We start from the raw sequence: 1,752 nt of genomic DNA on the forward strand, positions 1-1,752 counted from the left end.
CCTGTCCTCAGCATAGTACTGGGAAGGAGGGAGTGACCATCTCATTAAACATCCTACATTAAGCCTGTTTTTTAAGCAGGCATGACAGGCAGCTTTGAGCTGGATTTCAACTGATGGACGCAACACACTTACTGAACCGTTCTGCGAGTGATTCACTCCCAAGCGGTGCCGTAATGCCCATTTCTCATGAGAATGCATATAGGTAGACATTAATAACCGTTGCGTTAGCTTTCCCCATAACCACTTGGCAACTGTTAAAACCAATCCCGAGGGGGGAGAAATAGACATGCATAAACCCTAAAGTTATTATATATTTTTCTATATATATCAATAATTTCCTGGAACTTAAACACTCATCTTTAATGATGCTTTAGATCGTTGCCAGTAGGTAAAAAACGTCACAGCCAGGGATGGCGAAGGCATCAAGGTTGATCCTGTCGACTAAATCATTTGACAAGATTGAGCCTATCGCGGGCATCTCGAAGACGCTGTTCTCCGCGACGATCGTACTGTTGGGTGGTCGTAACGCTGGCGTGACCCATCGCATCTTTAACCGTAATTAAGTCCTCACCGTTATCCAGCATGGCAGTTGCGAAGGTCCTGCGCAGGTCATGTGGCGAGCACTTACCGATCCCGGCCTGCCCCTGACGCACCTGCAGGATATGGTACACCGCCTGGTCGGTGAGCCGGTTCAGTGTCACATCCCCGAAGCGGCGGATCCGCGTGAACAGCGGCCCCGGGGTTTCGCCCCGGACCTCATCGATCCAGATCTGCAGCCGCTGCCAGGCCCCGGCCGGGACGTAGGCCAGACGCTCCTTGTTCCCCTTCCCCAGCACCCGTAGCGCCCGATTGTGCGTGACAACGTCACGTAAATCTAGGCCCACGGCCTCGGACCGCCGCAGGCCACATCCCAGGATAACCGCCAGCATCGCCGCGTCCCTCGGCCCGAGGCAGCTGCGATCGGCCTCACACACGGCAAACAACGCGCGGATCTCCTCCGGCGGCAGGGCCCGACCGCTTGGCAGCCGGCTGCCACGCAGGTTCGGTACCGCCCGGATGTGCTGGAAGCTCTCAACGTCCATCAGGCGGAGCATCCAGGCTTCCTTCGCTACGCCCTTAAGAGCCGACAGATAGGTGTTAATAGTTGCCATCCCCCGGCCAGTATCGCGCAGTAACTCGGTGATTACCATAACGTGATACCGGCGAATGCTGCCCCAGTTGCAGGTGTCAGCGCTACCGGCACCAAGCATTTTGGCGACAATCCCGAGGAACGAAGCCATGGTCTGCCGGCTACGTTGGGAATTAAGGGACAATAGGTAAGCCCGGGCCGGATTTACCGGAACGTTATTGCCGGACAGCGCCGGCAGAAATGTCTCATCCAGCGGGATCGCTGCTGCCAGAAGATTACGTTCCTGTTCGTCATCAGGCATCAGGCTCATGTCAGGCTCCGGTCCGGCCGGAAAACGTCCGGCGCGCTGTGCGAAAACTCAGGGGAAATGGTCCCGTGAAGCGTACCGCAGAAAGACTACTTTTTCAAAGGTACATTTTAATAAGTAGAAAAAACAGGTGGTCTTACGGATATAAATGCTGCCAACAGCCCTGAAGAAACTCGTCGCCTGACAGTGTTAACTCTTTTCGGAAAAACGGGTAATGACTCCAACTTATTGATAGTGTTTTATGTTCAGATAATGCCCGAAGACTTTGTCATGCAGCTCCACCGATTTTGAGAACGACAGCGACTTCCGTCCCAGC

At 54.1% G+C, this 1,752-nt stretch carries 2 protein-coding genes and 1 pseudogene; all 3 read right to left on the reverse strand.

Annotated elements, in window-relative coordinates:
- A pseudogene (locus ACSVHP_RS22900) lies at positions 1-288 on the reverse strand (hypothetical protein); the annotation flags it as partial.
- Between the two features lie 158 nt (positions 289-446).
- The gene (locus ACSVHP_RS22905; RefSeq protein WP_103181193.1) at positions 447-1,439 is read right to left on the reverse strand and encodes a tyrosine-type recombinase/integrase; all 993 of its coding nucleotides are present in this window, start codon (positions 1,437-1,439) and stop codon (positions 447-449) included.
- 222 nt (positions 1,440-1,661) lie between these two features.
- Positions 1,662-1,752: IS1 family transposase (locus tag ACSVHP_RS22910; protein ID WP_447552985.1), on the reverse strand; the 91-nt coding region annotated here is incomplete at its 5' end.

The organism is Enterobacter sp. 186315 (assembly GCF_053290175.1).

Bases quoted from the DNA above. Each gene is read 5' to 3' on its own strand.
- ACSVHP_RS22905 (WP_103181193.1), bottom strand. From the start codon at position 1,439: ATGAGCCTGATGCCTGATGACGAACAGGAACGTAATCTTCTGGCAGCA.